The following is a 17,411-nucleotide window of genomic DNA, read 5'->3' as shown; positions in this document are numbered from 1 at the left end:
CTCACGGTCCCTGGAGAATCGGGCGGGTACGCGGCGGTGCCGGCCCGGAGTCGACCTGGTCGGCCTCTGCGAAGAGCCGGTTGCGGGCCACCTCCAAAACCACCTGCAGGTCTTCGTCGAAGGACCGGTGGCTGAGAATGTCCGCCCGGAACGTGAGCGCCTCGCCGCTGGCCACCCGGCGGAGCAGGACGCTACGCAGCCCGTCCGAGAGTCGTCGCCAGTTGTCGTGCGTCTCGCGGTCCTCGTGACTACGCGGGACCATGGCGGCGGTGGCCGGGGCCTGCCGGTCCTGTTCGGTCAGGGCCTGCCGGTAGTCGTCGAGTTGGGTCGCCCAGGCATCCACCAGGAGCACCACTATGGAGTCGCCATTCGTCGGCACGCCCGTCCCGGTGGGCATCGGCAGGGGCGACGCTTCCGAGCTGAGGCCGCGCCGGGCGGCGATCGCCCGGGCGAAGCTGGCCAGCGGGTCCGGCAGCGACGGCCGGTACGGCGCCCAGTCCAGCGCGGCCGCGCCGTAGAACTGCACCTCACGCCGGACGGTGCTCGCCTCCCGCTGGTTGGGTGCGGCGATCAGGAAGTGCACATGATCGGCGTGGGATCGGATGGGTGTGTTCTCGCCGGCCGTCGGATCCCTGGTCTCCACGTCGGGATGGAACGCGCTCCTGACGCTGACGAAGTCGACGCGCCGGTGCTTCGGCAGCGGCGTCAGGGGGTCCGTGGTGGCGTTGTCCACGATCCGGTCGGCCAGGATGCTGATCGCCTCGAGGTACTCGTCCTCGTTGCGGCGCAACCGCATGAGTTGGCGCAACCCGTCCCGCCGGTACGCCTCGCTGAACACGTCGCGGTCGTACTGCACCGCCTGCACGACCTCCGGCACCTGCCGGGGCGGCAGCCAGAGCACCGGCAGCAACGCGGCCAGGCGGGCGTCGCCGGCCGCCTCGTGCTGCCGCATCCGGTCGGCGAAGATCTGCCATTCCCGGCCGCACGGCTCGCTGGTGAAATATCGCGGGGAGACGAGAGCCACGAACGAACAGGCGTTGCCGAGGGCGTCCACCAACTCCGCCGACCACGTCGCACCGATCTCGATGCTGCTCCGGTCGAAGAAGCCCACCTCGGCGTTGCTCGCCAGCCCTGCCCGGACCCGGACCTCGGCGCAGAGATCCCGGTAGAACCGCTCCACGTAGGGGTCGTCGTCGCTGCGCGCGTAGCTGAGGAAGAAGTGCAGGCGGTGCGGGACACCGGGCTGCTCCGCGGTCACCCGAACGACCCCCGTCCTGCCGGTAGACGATTAGGGACGCGGATGGTGGCCGGTGGGGCGGTGGACATCCGCACAGACATGATGCACGCTCGGCAGGCGATTGCGTAGCCATTGGGTGACCAGATAGATTGGTCGGATCGCTACACGGCGGGTAAAGCCGCGTTGACCTGGCACGATTCACATTTGCAGGTCGGATTGATCAGCTATGACGTGCGTCCATGAGGTAGCAAGGAAGGTGACGCTTCCTGGCGGCGCGTCCAAGGTTACCCGGGAGGCAATGTGCGGCGTGGACCACGGGTTTCTCCGGTAAACGTCGACCTCACCCTGCCGATCAGCTGCTCGGACATGTCCGCATTGCGGCTTGCGGCCGGGACGTCCGTGCCTCCAGAATGGGACCCGCTGTCTCTGCGGGCCTTCTCGGCAAACGTGATCTAGGAAGCCCGGCCGCATGAATCGTCCCCGCCCTAGGAGGAGCTGTTGACGCAGTTCTTCCTGAGTCGTGCTGCGGGTGACGACGACAGCTACGCGCTCCGCTTCTTCCACGACCTGTCGGCCAAGGTCCGACAGGTCTCCGGCGCGGACGGCGACGTCGGATTCGTCGAGACGGTCGACAGTGACAGCCGCTCGCCCTGGTCCACGGCGACCCGGAACGCCCTGGCCGGCTGCCAGGTCTTCGTCGCCCTCTGTTCGCCGCGCTACTTTCTCAGCGAGCGGTGCGGGCGGCAGTGGTGGATCTTTGCGGAGCGGCTCCGGCAGTACGAGCGGGAGACCGGGCGGCGCGCTCCGGCACTGCTTTCGGTGCTCTGGTCCGACAGCGGTGTCGCGGAGGGTGGCGGCGAGGCCGTCCGGCAACTCATCCGACTGCGCAGTCACCGGGCGCGCTACGAGGCACTGCTCGCCTCCTTGGCCGGGCAGATCGTGGCCTCGACCGAGGAGCACCTCGTCCCCTCGGTCAACCCGAACTTCGACCTGGCCACGGTGCCGAACGCATTCGACTACACGAGGCTGGAACCGAGCATCCAGACGCCGCCGCGGAAGGATCTGGCGGATGCCGCGACGCAGCGGGTGCACTTCGTCGTGGCGGCCGGGAGTCGGGCGGAGATGGGCGCCGTCCGTGACGACCTGCGCTGCTACGGTGAGCGGGGGAGAGACTGGGCCGCGTACCGGCCGTCGCTGCCGGAGCCGCTGGTCGCGCACGCCCGCACACTTGCGGCCGAGCGTCTCTTCGGCTCGGACGTCGCCGACCTCGACGATCTGTCCGAACGGCTCGACCAGGCCCGGCGCAACAACGAGATCGTCGTGCTGCTGGTCGACGCGTGGGTTACGAAACTAGCGCCCTACCAGCGGATACTCGCCGAGTTCGACGGCCACGCGGAGCCGAGCGTCGCGGTGCTGGCGCCGTCCAGCCTGACCGACGCGGAGACGGTCCGGCACGGTGGCGAACTCCGGGCCGGTCTGGCCCGGACACTTCCGCACCACCTGGCGCGCGGGGACCAACTGGTCCGTATCGAGATCGACAGTCCGGAGGCGTTCGAGGTCGACCTCGTGGCGGCGCTGGAGGAGGCACAGAATCGCATCTTCAGCCATGGCCGGGTCTTCCGCCGGCCAGCCCAGGACGAGCCCGCCGACCGTCCGATCCTGCAAGGTCCGTAATGGACCAATGATGTCGCCGCGAACCCTCACCCGACATTCGCCGTCCGCTCGACGGCGGGGGCGATGGCACGACTCAGCACGAGAGCGCGATGCGAGGTCTTCCTATAATGAGTACGGCTCGCGAACGACGCGCATTTCGGCAGCTCCGTGCCGTACGGTGATCTCCCACTTCGGCGTTGATCGGATATCCCGGTCGGTACGGCGCGGAGTCCGGGGAGGACCGGTGCTGTACTTCTTCTTGAGCTACGCGCATGGTGGACGTGACGACCAGGCCCGCGTCCAGCGGTTCTTCGTCGACCTGAGCATGGAGATCGGGACGCTTGCCGGCGAGGACGTCGGCACCCCGGTCGGGTTTCACGATGGCGGGGCGCTGCGCCTCGGGGACCACTGGCCCCGGCAATTGTTCGAGGCGCTCTGTCGTGCTCAGACAATGATCGCCTTGTTCTCCCCGCGCTACTTCCGCAGCGACTTCTGCGGACGGGAATGGGCGGTGTTCAGTGAACGGATCCGCCGATGGGAACAGGCCGCCGGACCGCGCCAGGCCCGGTTGATTCCGATCTTCTGGGTGCCGACCCCGGTGCCCGACTTCCTGGGGCACATCCAGCATCACGACCCCCGGCTCGGCCCGGCGTACGAGCGGGAGGGCCTGCGCGAGTTGCTCCGGGAGAACGGCCGGGACTACGACCGGTTCGTGCTGGCCCTCGCCCGGCTGGTCTGCGAGGCCGTTCAGCAGGATCGCCGGCTGCCCGAGGTCGATCCGGGCTCCGTCGCCCAGGCCGACCTGCGGGCGGTGAGCAGCGCGTTCCACCCACCCGCCGAACCGGTCCGGCCGGAGGCGGTCCCGCGGCCGGAACCGGCACCGAGGCCGACGCCGTGGGACCGGTCGAGCCAGGATGCCAACACATCGGGCATACCGCGGAACGCCGGCGCATCGGACATACCGCAACCTCGGCCGATTCTCAGTCTCGAAGCCGCGGAGGACCTGGAGCGTCCCGACTCGGAAGAGCCGGTCGGGGACGCCGGCGCCGCGCCACGCACCGGGTGGGGGGATGGTCATGATCGACCATGAGGACAACCGGCAACCTCTCGGCCGGATAATCACCTTCTATTCCTACAAGGGTGGTACCGGCCGGACGATGGCGCTGGCCAACGTCGCCTGGCTGCTGGCCAGCAACGGCCACCGGGTACTGACCATCGACTGGGACCTGGAGTCTCCCGGGCTGCACCGCTACTTCCACCCGTTCCTCGTGGACAAGGAGTTGCGCGGTTCGCACGGGGTGATCGACCTGGTCCGCGAGTACGCCAGGGCGGCCACCCGGCCTGCCGAGGACGGCTCGGGGGTGCTGGATTCCGCCGAAGTCCTCGACCTGGCCCGGATCCAGCGCTACGCCAGTTCGCTGGAGTTTCCCTTCCCCGGTGACGGTGGGATCGACCTGGTGCCGGCGGGCCGGCAGGTCCCGGAGTACTCGGCCCGGGTCAGCACCTTCAACTGGGACGACTTCTACGACCGGCTCGGCGGGGCGGTCTTCCTGACCGCGCTCCGCAAGGACCTGCGGGCGAACTACGACTACATCCTGATCGACAGCCGGACCGGGCTCAGTGACACCGCCGGGATCTGCACGGTCGTGCTACCGGACGTGCTGGTCAACTGCTTCACCATGAGCACCCAGAGCATCCAGGGCGCGGTCTCGATCGCCCGCTCGATCCGCAACCAGCGTCGCGGACAGCCGATCCAGATCTTCCCGGTGCCGACCCGGGTCGAGGACGGCGAGCAGACCAAGCTGGAGCGCAGCCGTACGCACGCCCGGCAGCAGTTCGAGCCCTTCGTCCGGGCGCTGGAGCGGCAGAACGCCGACAAGTACTGGGGCTCCGTCGAGATCCCCTACAAGGTCTACTACGCCTACGAGGAGATCCTCGCCGCGTTCGGCGACCGGCCCCGCCAGGAGGGGACCCTGCTGGCCGCGTACGAGCGGTTGACCGGGATCGTGGTCGGCTCGCCGGTCGAGCTGCCGGTCCTCATGCCCGAGGCCCGGCGGCTGCGCTGGTTGGCCGACTTCGAACGCCGGACGCCGCCGGGACCGGGCGAGGTGGTGGTCAGTTACGCACCACGGGACCGCATCTGGGCCGAGTGGATCGCGGCCGAGTTGAACCGGGTCAGCCAGTCCAGCCGGCTGGTCGAGCAGCGGCTGTCGGTGGAGGAGGTCGACCGGGCCGACCGGATGCTGGTGCTGCTCTCCCAGGAGTACGCACGTTCCCGGGATGCCGCGCGACTGTGGCGGCGCGGGCAGGAGAAGGATTACGACGGACCCGGCCGGTTCATCATCCCGATCCGGTTCGACACCACCCCGACCCCGCCGACGATCGACGAGCGGGACGTGATCGACCTGCACGGGGTCTCGGCGACGCGGGCCCGGGAAGCCCTGCTGGCCGCGCTCGACCTGGTGGACGTGCCGTCGTCGCCCGGTGCGGCAGGCGAGAGCCAGACCTGGCCGCGGTTTCCGGCCGCGCTGCCACCGGTCTGGCGGGTGCCGGCCCGGAACCCGGCGTTCACCGGCCGGGCCGCGATCCTCGAGACGCTGCGGGACCGGCTGCACCGGCATCCGACGGCGCAGCCGCTGGCCCTGCTCGGGCTGGGCGGGGTCGGCAAGACCCAGATCGCCCTGGAGTACGCGCACCGGTTCGCCGCCTACTACGAGATCGTCTGGTGGATCTCGGCGGACCAGCCGCAGATCGTCCGGGCCGAGCTGGCCAAGCTCGCCGGACAGCTCAAACTGCCGTCCGGGCCGACCGTGAACGAACAGGTCGACGCCGTCCTCCAGGCGTTGCGGCAGGGCAGCCGTTTCCCCCGGTGGCTGATCATCTTTGACAACCCGGAGGAGCCGGAGCAACTCCGGGAGTTCCTGCCCGACGGGCCCGGCGACGTGATCGTCACCACCCGCAACCAGGGCTGGACACAGGTTGCCGAGCATCTCGAGATCGGGGTCTTCGAGCGGGCCGAGAGCGTCGAGCTGATCTCCCGTCGGGTCGAGACGATGGCGCCGAGCGACGCCGACGCCGTGGCCGAGCGGCTGGGTGATCTTCCGCTGGTGGTGGAGCAGGCGGCGGCCTGGTTGGCCACCACGGCGATGCCGGTGCGAAGCTACCTGCAACTGTTGGACACCCGGTTGCCCGAGATGCTGGCCGAGAAACCGCCGCAGGGCTATCCGACCTCGGCGGCGGTCACCTGGAATCTCTCGCTGCAACGGCTGAGGGAAGGCCGACCCGCCGCCGCCCGTCTGCTGGAACTGCTCTCGTTCTTCTCGCCGGAGCCGATCCCGACCTGGCTGCTCCAGACGCCGAGGATGGTCGACGAGCTGGCCAAGGTCGACCGGGCGATGCGTGACCCGCTGCTGCACGGCGCGCTGATCCAGGATATCGGTCGTTATGCGCTTGCCCGCGTCGATCCGGCAAACAACGCGATCCGGGTTCACCGGCTGGTACAAACGGTTATCAGGGACGCGATGAGCGTCGAGGCGAGGGCGGAGAGCCGGGTGCAGGTGCAGGAGATCCTCGCGGCCACGTCGGCGGCGAGACAGGGCGGGGTGGACGACCCGGAGAACTGGTCGACCTACGAGGAACTGCGCCCGCACCTCGAACCCTCCGGCGCGCTGGAGTCCCGGGACGACGCGACACGACAGTTGGTCCTCGACATGGTGCGCTACCTCTGGCTGCGCGACGACCTCACGGGCAGCGAGGAGCTGGCCGAGCGGGCGCTCAAGCAGTGGTCGACGATGTTCGAGACCGAGGACGCCCTCGCGCTGCGGCTGCGGGTGCTGCTCGCCAACACACTACGGACCGCCGGCCGCATCCGTGATTCGTTGGCCAACAGCAGAGAGGTGCTGCCCCGGCTCACCGAGCTGCTCGGCGACGACCACTTCTACACACTGGAAGCGGCGGGCGGCCTCGCCGCCGACCTGCTGTACTCGGGGGATTACCGCGGGGCGGCGGACCTGAACCGCGCCTCCTGGCAGCGGTGGCGCGCCACCTATGGCGACGACTTCATCCGGACGCTGAGCGCGGCGAACAACGTGGCGCTGACGGAGCGTCTGGCCGGAAACTACGGCGAGGCCGCGCGGATCGACGCGGACACCCTGCGCCGCCGGCGCAAGGTGCTCGGCGAGCGGAACAAGTGGACCTTGTACTCGGCAATCGCCTACGGGCGAGACCTCCGGGCCCTGGGCGACCACGCCGCGTCCCGCGAAATGCTGGAGAAGGCGCTGGAGGGTTCCCGGAACCTGCTTGGCGACGACGATTGGGTGACGCTGTGGGCGGCCAAGAGCCTGGCGGTGACGACCCGCCGGATGGGCCGTCCCCACGATGCCGTCGGGCTGCTCGACGACACCCTGCGCCGATCCCATCAGGCCCTCGGCGAGCGTCATCCGGACACCAAGGCGTGTTTGTTGGAGTCCGCCTGCCTCCGCTCCGCGTTCGGGGACCACATCCTGGCACAGGCACAGGCACGGGATGCGGTGACATACTTCCAGAAGGAATTCGGGGCGGACAATCCGTATACCCTCGGCGCGGAGAACGATCTCGGCATCGTCCTGCTCCGGGCCGGGGACGCCGCGACCGCGCTACCGATACTGACGGATGCCGCCGAGCGGTTCACCGACGTCCTCACCGACGATCACCCCTACACCCTGGCCTGCCGGCTCAACCTGGCCAACGCCCGATCCGCCACGGGCGACGCGGCGGACGCCCGGCGGCTCGACGAGCGCAGTCAGGGCAAGCTGGTGGAGCGGCTGGGCCGAGAGCATCCGACCACGATCGCGGCCACGGCCAACCTGGCGATCAGTCTCCGGGACACCGGCGCCGGGCACGACGGCCAGCGGCAGCTTCGCAAGGCGCTCGAACTGTCCCGGCAGGTCTTCGGCGACGAACACCCGAACACCAGCGCGATCCGTGACGGCCAGCGCATCAACATCGACATCGAGCTTGAGCCGTCCTAGACCGGGTTGCGGTGCGGACCACCGGCTATCGCCTCGTCAGCCGGACAACCAACCACCGCAGCACGTCGGCTGGATCGGCTTGGCCGTCGCCCGCCTCGTGCAACCGGCGGGCCAACCCCAGATGCTCGGTCACCCGCCGGGATAGATCCGACTCACGGCCGAACGCCACGGCGAGCCTGGTCCACCCCTCGATGTCCCCCCGCCGGACTGCCGAGGCGTAGCCGCGTACCGCGTCGGAGAAGCGGCCGTCCAGGTATGCGAGGTCGGCGGGGCTCGGCGTCGGTGCGGCGGCGCCCGTGCCCGGCTCGGCGCCACTGATCGTGGCCCGGATAAGGGTGACCAGCTGCGGCTCGGCTGCCACCGGGTCGGCCGGTTGCGACGCGGTGGCGACGGGGAACAGGGTGGCCAGGTCCACCCGCTCCGGCAGCCAGGCCGGCCGGGGCGAGTTGGCCAGCCAGCCCAGATCGTCTGTGGGCGTCGCGCCGTTCGTCACGCGCCACCGGATGATGTAGGCGAGCGCCGCGTCGGCGGCGTACCGGTCGATGTCGGACGGCACCGCCTCGTTTCCCCAGGCGACCAGCTCCCGCGCCATCGGCTCGACGAAGGCGGCACCGAGGCGGGTCAAGACGCGGGTTTCGAGCAGATTGTCGGCGGCGAGCAGGGTCAGTCGGCGCCAGAGCGCGAACTCGAAGTGCGCGGACCGCAGGGCCGCCGGATCGGTCAGGCCCCGCCGGCGGCGCCGCCAGAAGTCGCAGACCCCAAGGTGCGCGTATGTCCCCTGGAGCAGAGCCGGCAGCGGCCTCGGGTCGGACCGCCACGGGGCGAGGTAGCACCCGCCCGGGTCCGCTCCGTGCAGGTCGATCAGGTCGTTGATGGCCACCAGTTTCATGTGCTGGAACTCGTGGATCAGCGACAGAGCGAGGGATTCCGGTTCGGTGACGGTGGAAATCGCCACCGAACCGAAGGCGTGGAACGAGGTGGCGCCCCGGGTCGTGCCCTCGGCGGCCGGAGCGAGCGGCACCACGGAGACCAACGAGGCCCGAATCCCCGTGGCATAGTCGGGAAACTGCCGGGTGATCAGCTTCCAAGCCAGTCGGAATCGCCGGCCGAGCCCTGCTGCGGCCCGATCAGTCAGCCGGTCCGTCGGTTGCCACTGGTAACAGTCCCGGTACGGGTCCAGGTCCTCGATCGCCAGCTGGTAGCGGTGGCGTGCGTCGCCGACCTGCATGAGCCGTCGGGGCGCCCAGTGCTCGGAGGGCTGCTGGTGGGGGAGCGCGACCGTTACCCGCCGGGCGGACCCGACGAAGACCAGCCGGCCCGGTCCGCCGACGATCCGCACCGGACCCGGGCCGAGGCCGGTCACGGCGCCGAGGGTGGGCAGTACGACGGTCCCACCGCTGCTCGGCAGCTCGACCTCGAACCGCATGCCGGCCAGGGCCGCCGCAGCCGCAGCCAGGGCGGTCAGGTAGTCGAGGGCGCCGAGCGGTTGCCCGTCGTCGCTGCCACCAATGTCGAACTGCCGCAGGCAGGTACTCGCCCAGTTGTCGAGGTAAGGATGGGCCAGCACCCTACGTACGGCTTTCGGCCGGCGAGCCTCGGCGGTGGTGAGCAGCGCGAAGGCCCGTTCTGTCGAGGTCGTGGCCGAGCCGCCGAACCGCCGCGCTCTCCGGTTGACCTCACGCAACTGCACCAGGCGCTTCGACCGCTGGCTGGCGACCAGGACCTCGATCGCGTCGCGGCTCCCGCCACCCCGCCCCAGCGCTGTGAACTGCTCGGCCGTAAAGCCGTGCCGCTGCCCCGGGGTGATCGGTGAATGTTGATGCTGCGACGTCGTCGGCGCAGGTCGTGCGGAACGTGGGGGTACATCCATCTGCCCACCTTCGGCGTGCCGCCGTCAGTGGGAAGACGTGCGCTGGCCCGACGCCGGGCGACGACGAGGCAGCCAGGTCATCGCGTACGTCACCGCCGAGCTGACGGAAAACAGCATCGCCTTCCCGACACCCACATTACCGACCCGAACAGCATTTGCGGAGATCGATTCAAAATCCCTGCCGAGCTCGGCGAAGTCGCGGTCGTCCAGCAGTGCCGCCCGATAGCTGGTCCACCGCCGCAGGCCCTCCGAAGTCGTCACCACGCAGCGGTTGGTCCGGTGGCCCAGGCCGGGCAGCCGGTACTCGGCCAGATGGAACGCGGTGCACTGCTCGTATCCGACGCCGATCAGCAACGTGTCTCCGCCGGCCAGCTCGATCGCACCCAGTGGGGAGTCCGGTCCGAGTTCCGACGTGATCGGATGCCGGGCGGTCAGCTCCCGGGCCCGGGCGCCGACCGCCGCGAACGAGGTCTGCGGATGGTCGCTGCGTGCGGCCCCCGGCCAGGTCCGGACCGTCTCCGCGATCATGCCCAGCTCGCGGCAGGGTGTGACGGCGGGATCGAAGGCCGGCAGCTCCGCCCGGATCGCCGGCCACCAGGACTCGGGGACCCGGACGTGCGACCAGTGGGACGGGTCACGGTTGTCCCAGGTGAACGCCGGTACGACCAGCGTCCCCTCCTCGCCCAGCACGTCGAGCAGTGCCCGGACCACCGTCGGGGCGCCGCCGCAGACCCAGCCGAGCGCCCGCAGCGAGGCGTGCACCAGGATCGTGCTCCCGGCCCGTACTCCCAACTCGCGCAGGTCCCGGACGAGACTGCTCCGGGTCTGTGGCGCCGCCTCGCCCATGGGACGGCAGTGTGCCAGACGAGGAAGCCCTCGTCAGACCCCCTTCGGATGCCAGACCGTCTTCGTCTCCAGGAAGGCCGTCATCCGGCCGATCCCCGGGTCGGCGCTCCAGTCCGCCGGGCCGGCGCCGGGCCGCAACACCCGCTTGAGGTTCCCGGCCGCGGCCCGCTCCAGCTCGGCGGCGAGTTCCGGGTCGGCGACCCCGGTCAGGTCGAGCGCGTTCACGTCCATGTGCCCGGCGAGCCAGGGCGCGGTCTCGGCCGGCCGGCCGGTGAGCAGGTTCACCACCCCGCCGGGCAGGTCGGAGGTGGCCAGCACCTCGGCCAGGGTGACCGCCGGCAGCGGACTCGCCTCGGCGACCAGCACCACCACCGTGTTGCCGGTGACGATCGCCGGTGCGACGACGCTGACCAGCCCGAGCAGCGCCGGTTCGGCCGGGGCGACCACCCCGACCACCCCGGTCGGCTCGGGCGCGGAGAGGTTGAAGTACGGCCCGGCGACCGGGTTTGCGTTGCCGTAGACCTGGGTGAGCTTGTCGGCCCAGCCGGCGTACCAGACCCAGCGGTCGATCGCCTCGTCCACCTCGGCGGCCTGCACGCCGAGGCCGACGAACTGGTCCCGCCGCCCCTCCAGCATCTCGGCGACCCGGTAGAGAATCTGCCCCCGGTTGTACGCGGTCGCGCCGGACCAGCCCTTGACCGCCGCCCGCGCCGCCAGCACGGCGTCCCGGACGTCCTTGCGGGAGGCGAGTGCCACGTTGGAGTTCTGCACCGGATATGACCGCCCCGACTCGCTGCGTGGGAACTTCCCGCCGACGAAGAGCTTGTACGTCTTGCGTACCGCCACCCGCTCAGACATCGAGGTACGCCTCCAGACCCTGCCGGCCGCCCTCCCGGCCGTAGCCCGACTCCTTGTAGCCGCCGAACGGCGAGGTGGGGTCGAACTTGTTGAACGTGTTGGCCCAGACCACCCCGGCACGCAGCCGGTCCGCCATCCAGAGGATCCGGGAACCCTTCTCGGTCCAGATCCCGGCCGAGAGCCCGTACGGAGTGTTGTTCGCCTTCTCCACCGCCTCGGCCGGAGTGCGGAAGGTCAGCACCGAGAGCACCGGTCCGAAGATCTCCTCGCGGGCGATCCGGTGCGCCTGGCTGACCCCGGTGAAGATGGTCGGGGCGAACCAGAAGCCCTGATCGGGCAGGTCGCACGGCGGGGACCAGCGCTCGGCCCCCTCGCTCGACCCGATCTCGCTCAGCGCCCGGATCCGGTCCAGTTGTTCTGCCGAGTTGATCGCGCCGACGTCGGTGTTCTTGTCCAGCGGGTCGCCGACCCGCAGCCGGGCCATCCGGCGCTTGAGCGAGGCGAGCACCTCGTCGTACACCGATTCCTGGACCAGCAGCCGGGAGCCGGCGCAGCAGACGTGGCCCTGGTTGAAGAAGATGCCGTTGACGATTCCCTCGACGGCCTGGTCGACCGGGGCGTCGTCGAAGACGATGTTCGCCGCCTTGCCGCCGAGTTCCAGGGTGAGCTTCTTTCCGGTGCCGGCGACCGAGCGGGCGATCTGCCGCCCGACCTCGGTGGAGCCGGTGAACGCGACCTTGTCGATCCCGCCGTGCTCGACCAGCGCCCGGCCGGTCTCGCCGGCTCCGGTGACGATGTTGACCACGCCGGGTGGCAGGTCGGCCTGCTGGCAGATCTCGGCGAAGAGCAGCGCGCTGAGCGGGGTGGTCTCGGCCGGCTTGAGCACCACGGTGTTGCCGGCGGCCAGCGCCGGGGCGATCTTCCAGGCCAGCATCAACAGCGGGAAGTTCCAGGGGATGACCTGGCCGGCCACGCCGAGCGGGCGGGGGTCCGGTCCGAAGCCGGCGTGCCCGAGCTTGTCGGCCCAGCCGGCGTAGTAGAAGAAGTGCGCGGCGACCAGCGGAAGATCGACGTCCCGGGACTCCCGGATCGGCTTGCCGTTGTCCAGCGACTCCAGCACCGCCAGTTCCCGGGAGCGCTCCTGGACGATCCGGGCGATCCGGAACAGGTACTTGGCCCGGTCCCGGCCGGACATCGGCGCCCAGATCTCGTCGTACGCCCGGCGCGCCGCCCGGACCGCCCGGTCCACGTCGCCGGGGCCGGCCACGGTGACCTCGGCCAGCACCTCCTCGGTGGCCGGGTTCACCGACTTGATCATGCCGCCGCCGTGCTCCCCGGCCCCGTCGGCGTCGCGTGCATCGCGGTCGACGAACTCGCCGCCGATGAAGAGTCCGTACGACGGCTTCAGGTCCACCACGGCGCGCGATTCCGGCGCGGGGGCGTATTCGAACATGCTCAGTCCAGGGTGAAGTAGTCGGGGCCGGAGTAGACCCCGGTGCTCAGCTTGGTCCGCTGCATCAGCAGGTCGTTGAGGAGGCTGGAGGCACCGAACCGGAACCACTCGGGGTGCAGCCAGTCCGGGCCGGTGGTCTCGTTCACCAGTACCAGGTATTTGATCGCGTCCTTGGTGGTCCGGATCCCGCCCGCCGGCTTGACCCCGACCTGCCGTCCGGTGGCGTCCCGGAAGTCCCGGACCGCCTCCAGCATCACCAGGGTGACCGGCAGGGTGGCGGCCACCGGCACCTTGCCGGTGGAGGTCTTGATGAAGTCGGCGCCGGCCAGCATCGCCAGCCAGGAGGCCCGACGGACGTTGTCGTAGGTGACCAGCTCGCCGGTCTCAAGGATGACCTTGAGGTGGGCGTCCCCGCAGGCGGCCTTCACCGCCACGATCTCGTCGTAGACCTCGCGGTAGCGGCCGGAGAGGAAGGCGCCCCGGTTGATCACCATGTCGATCTCGTCCGCCCCGGCGGCCACGGCGGCACGGGTGTCCGCGAGCCGGACCTCCAGCGGCGCCTGCCCGGACGGGAACGCCGTCGCGACGCTGGCCAGATGCACCCGGCCCGGCCCGCCGGGCGGCTGCGCCCGGTCCGGCCCGGCCAGAAGCTGTCCCCGGCCCGCTCCACCGGGTAGCGCCCGCATGGCGTCCGGGTCGGTCCCGGCGAGCACGGCGGCGGCCACCGGAACCATCGTCGGATAGACGCAGACCGCGGCGACCGCCGGGCACGACGGGTCGGCCGGGTCCGGGCGCAGCGCCTTGGTCGCCAGGGCCCGCACCTTGCCCGGCGTGTCGGCGCCCTCCAGGGTGGTCAGGTCGACCATCCGGATCGCCATGTCGATCGCCCACGCCTTGGCGCTGGTCTTGATCGAGCGGGTGCCGAGCATCGCCGCCCGCTGCTCCGCCCCGACCTGATCCACCCCGGGTAGGCCGTGCAGGAAGATCCGCAGGGTCGCCTCGGAACGCCCCACCTCGGAGAGGTCGGAGCGGCCGGAGTGCGCCGATGCGGTTGCCGCCACCGCGGACGCCGTTGTCGCCGTCATGGCGGCAAGTTTACGCACCGGCCTGACATGTGATCTTGGTCACGGGGCGACGGGGGCGGCGCGCGGTCCGGGCGTACCGGCGGCGCGTAGCTCGGGAACGCCGGCGGCGCGTAGCTCGGGAACGCCGGCGGGCGGCCCGCGAGTGCCGGCCGTGCATCGCGCGCCGGGACAGGTTACCGACGGTGGGCGACGTTACCGGTAGGTTGGGCGACCGTGGACGTACTCGTGGTTGACCATCCGGTGGCCCAGACGCGGCTGACCGTGATGCGCGACGCCCGGACCGACTCGGCGTCGTTCCGCGCCGCGCTACGCGAACTCACCAGCATGCTGGTGTACGAGGCCGCGCGCTCCCTGCCGGTCGAACGGTTCTCGATCGACACCCCGGTCGCGCCGACCGAGGGCCTCCGGCTGGCCAACCCGCCGCTGCTGGTCCCGGTGCTCCGCGCCGGCCTCGGCATGGCCGACTCCGCGCTCGGCCTGCTGCCCGAGGCGTCGATGGGGTTCGTCGGGCTGGCCCGCGACGAGCACACCTTCGCGCCGCGCGCCTACATGGAATCGCTGCCGACCGACCTGACCGGCCGGCCGGTGCTGGTGCTCGACCCGATGGTGGCCACCGGTGGCTCGCTGGAGCACTGTTGCCGGCTTCTCGCCGACCGGGGCTGCACCGACATCACCGTACTCTGCGTCCTGGCCGCGCCGGCCGGCATCGAGCGGCTGGACCGGTCCGGGCTGCCGCTGCGGCTGGTCACGGCCGCCATAGACGAGCGGCTCAACGACCGGATGTTCATCGTGCCGGGGCTGGGCGACGCCGGCGACCGGCAGTTCGGCGGCATGCCCCGGTTCTGATCCGGCCGGATCGCCCCGCCCGGTCCGGGGCGGGCGGCGAACCGGCGGCGACCACGTCGGCCGGGACGCATGCGCGGGTGGCGCCGAGCGGCTACCGTCTCGGGCCATGAGTGGTGTTGGGTTGGCCGAGGAACTACTGCTGCTCGGCTACGACGACAAGTCCGGCAAGGCGACCGGGTCGCGGATCGGACTCGACCTGGGAATGGCCGCCGCAGTGCTGGTCGAACTCGCGCTCGCCGGCCGGATCGCCTTCTCCGACGGATCGATCGTGGCCACCGACCCCACCCCGACCGGCGACCCGATCGCCGACGACGTGCTCGCCCGGATCGCGGCGGACTCCCCACACACGCCGGCCTCCTGGGTGCAGCGTCTCCGGCACGGGCTGCGCGACCGAATCCTGGGCGATCTCTGCGCCCGGGGCGTGGTCAGCGACGTCGACGAGACCGAACTCGGCTACATCCACGTCCACCGCTACCCGGTGCTCGACCCCTCGGTGGAGGCCGAGGTCCGGGGCCGGCTGGTGGACGCGCTGACCGGCGAGGCCGTGCCGGACGAGCGGACGGCGGCGCTCGCCGCCGTGATGGCGGCGATCCGGGTGCAGCCCAGCCTCGGGCTGACCGGTCCGGCCGCCGAGGACGCCCGAAAGCGGCTGACGGAGATCGCCCGGAGTGCGGGCTTCGCCGACGACGGCAGCCTGGAGGAGAGCACCATCCGCCCGTCGGTGGCGCTGGTGATCGCCGCGCTCTCCCGGGCCATCGACGCCGCGTTGGGCAGCCGGACCTGACCTGACCGCCCTCCACCGCACCGGCTACCAGATGCCGAGGGCGGCGGCGGTCTCGGTACGCAGCGCGCGTACCGAGGCGGCGGCGCGCTCCCGAGCCGCCGGCACGTCGCCGTCGGGGACCGGCTCCACCACCTCCAGGTACGCCTTCAGCTTCGGCTCGGTGCCGGAGGGCCGGACCACCACCCGGGCGGAGCGGGTGCGCAGGATCAGCACGTCCGCCGCTGGGGCGAGGTCCCGCACCGACGTGACCGGCTCGTCGAGCAGCGTGCCTGGGGTCCTGGTCCGGAGGTGGGTCATCGCGTTCGCGATCTCGGCCAGGTCGTCGACCCGGACCGAGAGCTGGTCGGTCAGGTGCACGCCGAACTCGGCGGCCAACTCGTCCAGCCGGTCCGCCACGGTTCGCCCGCCGGCCTTCAGCATCGCCGCCAGCTCGGCGAAGACGAGAGCGGCACTGATCCCGTCCTTGTCGCGTACCTGCTCCGGGGCGACGCAGTAGCCGATCGCCTCCTCGTAGCCGTACGTCAGCTCGGCGACACCGGACTCCGGCTCGGCCCGGACGATCCACTTGAAGCCGGTCAGGGTCTCGCCGTAGGGCAGGCCACGCGCCTGACAGAGGGCGCGCAGCAGCGACGACGAGACGATCGTGGTGGCGTAGAGCCCGGTCCGGCCCTGCCGGACGAGGTGGTCGGCCAGGAGCACGCCCACCTCGTCGCCGTGCAGCATCCGCCAGCCGCGCTCCGGGTCGGGGATGGCCACGGCACAGCGGTCGGCGTCCGGGTCGTTCGCGATCGCCAGATCCGCACCGATCTTTCCGGCCAGCGCCACCAGCCGGTCGACCGCACCCGGCTCCTCCGGGTTGGGAAAGGGCACGGTGGGAAAGCTCGGGTCCGGCTCGGCCTGCTCGGCGACGATGCCCGGCACCCCGAACCCGGCCCGGCTGAAGACCGAGGTGAGCACGGCGCCGCCCACCCCGTGCAGTGGCGTGTACGCGATGGTCAGGTCGCGGGGTCCGTCCGGCCTGATCACCCCGGCGGTGGCTCGGACGTACGCCGCGATCACGTCGTCGCCGAGCACCTCGCCGGGCTCGCCGAGCGGCACGGCCGCCAGCGGCCCGACCGCCCGGATCGCGGTGGAGATCTCGGCGTCGACCGGGGGCACGATCTGCGCTCCCGCGCCCCGGGGCCCGCCGGTGGAGGCGCCGAGGTAGACCTTGTAGCCGTTGTCCTGCGGCGGGTTGTGGCTGGCGGTGACCATCACCCCGGCGACCGCACCGAGGGCCCGGACCGCGTACGCCAGCACCGGGGTGGGCAGCGGCCGGGGAAGCAGCAGGGCCGGCCGCCCCGCGCCGGTGGCCACCCGGGCGGTCCGCTCGGCAAACTCCTTCGAGCCGCGCCGGGCGTCGTACCCGATCACCAGCGGGCCGGGCGCGGCGCGGCCGGCGAGCCAGCCGACCAGGCCGGCTGCCGCCGCGGTGACCACGGCCAGGTTCATTCCGTTCGGGCCGGCGCGCAGCGGCCCGCGCAGCCCGGCGGTGCCGAAGGTGAGCGGGCCGGCGAACCGGTCGGCCAGCTCGGCCGCGCTCGCCGGCAGCCGGTCGAGCACGCCGCGCAGCTCGTCCCGGGTCGCCGGGTCGGGATCGTCGTCGAGCCACGCCCGGGCCCGGGCCCGCAGCCCGGCCAGCTCGCCCGCGGGTACGTCGTCCGACTGGTGAGGTTCTGCCGCCATCGGACTGTGATAGCACGTCGACCGGCCCGGCCCGCAGCCCGGCCC

The 17,411-nt window shown here is 71.3% G+C and carries 12 protein-coding genes; 5 read left to right on the top strand and 7 right to left on the bottom strand.

Annotated elements, in window-relative coordinates; all coding sequences use genetic code 11:
- Position 1 precedes the first annotated feature (1 nt).
- Complete coding sequence (locus tag ACN28C_RS01350; protein ID WP_422771804.1) at positions 2 to 1,258, bottom strand: TIR-like protein FxsC; 1,257 nt, start codon at positions 1,256 to 1,258, stop codon at positions 2 to 4.
- A gap of 477 nt (positions 1,259 to 1,735) precedes the next feature.
- Here ACN28C_RS01350 and fsxC point away from each other — a divergent pair, with 477 nt between their 5' ends.
- The 3 genes from fsxC to fxsT all read left to right on the top strand — a co-directional run bounded on the left by fsxC (position 1,736) and on the right by fxsT (position 7,899).
- Positions 1,736 to 2,911: an FxsC protein gene (gene fsxC, locus ACN28C_RS01345; protein WP_422771803.1), complete on the top strand. Its 1,176-nt coding sequence runs from the start codon at positions 1,736 to 1,738 to the stop codon at positions 2,909 to 2,911.
- Positions 2,912 to 3,134: 223 nt separating this feature from the next.
- Complete coding sequence (locus ACN28C_RS01340; RefSeq protein WP_422771802.1) at positions 3,135 to 3,980, top strand: TIR-like protein FxsC; 846 nt, start codon at positions 3,135 to 3,137, stop codon at positions 3,978 to 3,980.
- A complete protein-coding gene (gene fxsT / locus ACN28C_RS01335; protein WP_422771801.1) occupies positions 3,967 to 7,899 on the top strand; it encodes an FxSxx-COOH system tetratricopeptide repeat protein in 3,933 nt (1,310 codons plus the stop codon). Before ACN28C_RS01340 ends, fxsT begins: the two co-directional genes overlap by 14 nt.
- A 25-nt stretch (positions 7,900 to 7,924) precedes the next feature.
- On the opposite strand, the gene ACN28C_RS01330 is transcribed toward fxsT, so the two are convergent.
- The 5 genes from ACN28C_RS01330 to deoC are packed head-to-tail and all read right to left on the bottom strand — an operon-like array spanning position 7,925 to position 14,011.
- Positions 7,925 to 9,769 carry an HEXXH motif domain-containing protein gene (locus tag ACN28C_RS01330; RefSeq protein ID WP_422771800.1) on the bottom strand — a complete coding sequence of 615 codons (1,845 nt, stop codon included), beginning with the start codon at positions 9,767 to 9,769 and terminating at the stop codon, positions 7,925 to 7,927.
- A gap of 24 nt (positions 9,770 to 9,793) precedes the next feature.
- Entirely contained in the window at positions 9,794 to 10,615 is an 822-nt protein-coding gene (locus ACN28C_RS01325; protein ID WP_422771799.1) for an aminoglycoside N(3)-acetyltransferase, read from the bottom strand.
- A gap of 33 nt (positions 10,616 to 10,648) precedes the next feature.
- Positions 10,649 to 11,473, bottom strand: coding sequence for an aldehyde dehydrogenase family protein (locus ACN28C_RS01320; protein ID WP_422771798.1), 825 nt, complete (start codon positions 11,471 to 11,473; stop codon positions 10,649 to 10,651).
- Entirely contained in the window at positions 11,466 to 12,926 is a 1,461-nt protein-coding gene (locus ACN28C_RS01315; RefSeq protein ID WP_422771797.1) for an aldehyde dehydrogenase family protein, read from the bottom strand. The genes ACN28C_RS01320 and ACN28C_RS01315 overlap by 8 nt, the downstream gene beginning before the upstream one ends.
- Positions 12,927 to 12,928: 2 nt before the next feature.
- Entirely contained in the window at positions 12,929 to 14,011 is a 1,083-nt protein-coding gene (gene deoC / locus ACN28C_RS01310; RefSeq protein ID WP_422771796.1) for a deoxyribose-phosphate aldolase, read from the bottom strand.
- A 213-nt stretch (positions 14,012 to 14,224) separates the two neighbouring features.
- On the opposite strand from deoC, the gene upp reads away from it, so the two are divergent.
- Positions 14,225 to 14,857: a uracil phosphoribosyltransferase gene (gene upp / locus ACN28C_RS01305; protein WP_422771795.1), complete on the top strand. Its 633-nt coding sequence runs from the start codon at positions 14,225 to 14,227 to the stop codon at positions 14,855 to 14,857.
- Positions 14,858 to 14,963: 106 nt separating this feature from the next.
- On the top strand, positions 14,964 to 15,641 hold the full coding sequence (locus ACN28C_RS01300; RefSeq protein ID WP_422771794.1) for a GOLPH3/VPS74 family protein: 678 nt from the start codon (positions 14,964 to 14,966) through the stop codon (positions 15,639 to 15,641).
- A 24-nt stretch (positions 15,642 to 15,665) separates the two neighbouring features.
- Here ACN28C_RS01300 and ACN28C_RS01295 read toward each other — a convergent pair whose 3' ends face one another.
- Positions 15,666 to 17,366: a phospho-sugar mutase gene (locus ACN28C_RS01295; RefSeq protein ID WP_422771793.1), complete on the bottom strand. Its 1,701-nt coding sequence runs from the start codon at positions 17,364 to 17,366 to the stop codon at positions 15,666 to 15,668.
- Positions 17,367 to 17,411: the final 45 nt, after the last annotated feature.

Source organism: Plantactinospora sp. WMMC1484 (assembly GCF_049315195.1).
GTDB lineage: Bacteria > Actinomycetota > Actinomycetes > Mycobacteriales > Micromonosporaceae > Plantactinospora.
Note: the sequence above shows the minus strand (reverse complement) of the source record. Positions and strands in the feature narration are given on the sequence as shown.

Coding starts and splice junctions, on each gene's coding strand:
- fxsT (WP_422771801.1), top strand. CDS start 3,967: ATGATCGACCATGAGGACAACCGGCAACCTCTCGGCCGGATAATCACC.
- ACN28C_RS01330 (WP_422771800.1), bottom strand. CDS start 9,769: ATGGATGTACCCCCACGTTCCGCACGACCTGCGCCGACGACGTCGCAG.
- ACN28C_RS01325 (WP_422771799.1), bottom strand. CDS start 10,615: ATGGGCGAGGCGGCGCCACAGACCCGGAGCAGTCTCGTCCGGGACCTG.
- ACN28C_RS01320 (WP_422771798.1), bottom strand. CDS start 11,473: ATGTCTGAGCGGGTGGCGGTACGCAAGACGTACAAGCTCTTCGTCGGC.
- ACN28C_RS01315 (WP_422771797.1), bottom strand. CDS start 12,926: ATGTTCGAATACGCCCCCGCGCCGGAATCGCGCGCCGTGGTGGACCTG.
- deoC (WP_422771796.1), bottom strand. CDS start 14,011: ATGACGGCGACAACGGCGTCCGCGGTGGCGGCAACCGCATCGGCGCAC.
- ACN28C_RS01300 (WP_422771794.1), top strand. CDS start 14,964: ATGAGTGGTGTTGGGTTGGCCGAGGAACTACTGCTGCTCGGCTACGAC.
- ACN28C_RS01295 (WP_422771793.1), bottom strand. CDS start 17,366: ATGGCGGCAGAACCTCACCAGTCGGACGACGTACCCGCGGGCGAGCTG.